Annotated in this window: 1 protein-coding gene; it reads right to left on the minus strand. The window is 67.7% G+C overall.

Features of this window, described 5'->3' with window-relative positions:
- Positions 1-70: 70 nt before the first annotated feature.
- Positions 71-2,089: an MMPL family transporter gene (locus LDL48_RS43135; RefSeq protein WP_225260997.1), complete on the minus strand. Its 2,019-nt coding sequence runs from the start codon at positions 2,087-2,089 to the stop codon at positions 71-73.
- Positions 2,090-2,381 lie beyond the last annotated feature (292 nt).

Consider the following 2,381-nt stretch of genomic DNA (forward strand, 5'->3'; position numbering starts at 1 on the left):
GGTGGGGGGTATGAAGAGGTCCGGGACGGGCGTGGGGCCCGTCCCGGATGTTGTTCGTGTCGTTGGGTGGTCAGTGTTGTAGGGCGAGTTCCTCGTCGGCGGTGTGTTGGTGTTTGGGTGGTTGGGTGGTGGGGCGGGACAGGTGGCTGGGCCACCAGATGCGTCGGCCGATGAGCAGGGTGAGGGCGGGTACGAGTACTGATCGCACGAGTAGGGCGTCGAGGAGGACGCCGAAGGCGACCAGGAATCCGACTTCGACCAGCATGACCAGGGGGAGGGAGACGAGGACGGCGAAGGTGGCGGCCAGGACCAGGCCGGCGGAGGTGATGACGCCGCCGGTGGCGTTGAGGGCTTTGAGCATGCCGGCGGTGGTGCCGAGACCCACGGTTTCTTCCCGGGCGCGGCTGGTCAGGAAGATGTTGTAGTCGACGCCGAGGGCGACCAGGAACAGGAATGCCAGCAGTGGTGCGGAGTAGTCGATGCCTTGGAAGCCGAGGATGGTGTCGAAGACGAACACGCTGCCGCCGAAGGCCGCGGCGAATGAGACGACGACGGTGGCCATCAGGATCAGGGGGGCCACGATCGCTCGGAGCAGGAGCCCGAGGACGATCAGGACGACGGCGAGGACCAGCGGGATGACGACTTTCTCGTCGCGGCTGGTGGTGATCTCGGTGTCGAGGTGTTCCGCGCTGGGTCCGCCGACGATGGCCTGCGCGCCGTTGACCGCGTGCACGGCGGTGCGGATCCGTTTGATGGTGTCGTACTCGGCGGGGGTGTCCGGCGCGTCGGTCGGGAACACCGAGATGTCGGCCCAGCCTGCGACGGTTTCGCCCGCGACGACCTGGGCCACGCCGGGAGTGCGCTTGGCGACGTCGATGACCTGTTGCTGGTGCGTCGGGCGGGTGTAGATGGTCATCGGCTGGCCGCCGAGTTCCGGGAAGTGCTGGCGCAGGACGGTGAAGCCGGTGATCGATTCCGGTGGGGACAGGAACTGGTCCTGCTCGCGCAGGGGGCCGGTGTTGCCGGTCAGCCCGAGGCAGAGCACACCTAGGACGCCCAGGGAGCTGAGGGTGGCGATCCACCGGCGGCGGTTGATGGCGGTGCCGAGGCGTGCCCACAGTCCCGGCTTGTCCTGCGGGGCGGTGTTGAACCGGGGAATGGCCGGCCAGAAGATCCGCCGGCCGAGGACCACCAGGACCGCCGGGAACAGTGTCAGCATGGCGAGCAGCGCGCACAGGATACCGGCCGCGCCGATCGGGCCCAGCCCGCTGATGTCGTTGAGGTCCGCGGCGAGCAGGCAGAGCAGGCCGGCGATCACGGTGGCCGCGGACGCGATGATGGCCGGTGCCGCACCGCGCAGCGCAGCGATCATCGCGACCCGCACGTTGTCGTGGTGATGCAGCGTTTCTCGATATCGGGCGATGAGCAGCAGCGCGTAGTCCGTGCCGACGCCGAACACCAGGATCGTCAGCAACGCCGAGTTCTGATCGTTGACCACGATCCCGAAGCCCTTGACCAGCAGGTAGACCGTCGCCATCGAGGTCAGCGCGGCCACCCCCACGACCACCAGCGGCACGAACCACAACACCGGGCTGCGGTAGGTCAGGATGAGCAGGACCGTCACCACGATCACGGTGGTCAGAAACACCTGCAGATCGATGCCGTCGAACACCGCGTCCATGTCACCGTCGATCGCGGCCGGGCCGGTCACCTTCAGCTCCAGACCGGCCGGACGGTCCTTCGCGGCGTCCCGCACCGGCCCGACCAGGGTCTCCGCCGCGCCGTAGGCCGTGCTCACGTCCAGGGTGAACATCACCGCCTTGCCGTCGGTGGACACCCTCGTCGCGGGACCACCATCATCATCGTCCTCATCACCGGCGGACACTGCCGTCTTCGGCGGGTACCGCTTGACCAACGCGTCGTAATGCCGCTGCACCGTGGCACGGTCAGCGTCGCTCACCCCACCGGCCCGGCGATACACGAAGACGAACGTGTTGTCCTCCCCACCAGGAAGACTGTCCTCCAACGCCGCCACCCTGGTCGACTCGGCACTGGCCGGCAACATGTCCACCGCCTTGTCGGTGGTCACCGAACTCAACTTCCCACTCAACGGCACCATCACCGCCGCCAACACCAACCACAACCCGATCACCAACCACGGCACCCACCGACCAGCCCACCGACCCGGCCTCGCTTCCCCCGGCGGCGCATCCCCGCGCCGTGCTTCCCCGGGCCGCGCTACGTTGACTGCCATCACAAGCCTCCTGCATACCGGTCACTCGCTCATCTGATGCCGACTTCGTACCGAGCGAATCTGAGACCACCGTTAATGCGCCGCTCAGACCGGTCGAACCAGAGGCCCACCGCCCCCCACCAGCGTG

The organism is Jidongwangia harbinensis, from assembly GCF_020216025.1.
Taxonomy (GTDB): Bacteria; Actinomycetota; Actinomycetes; order Mycobacteriales; family Micromonosporaceae; genus Actinoplanes; species Actinoplanes harbinensis.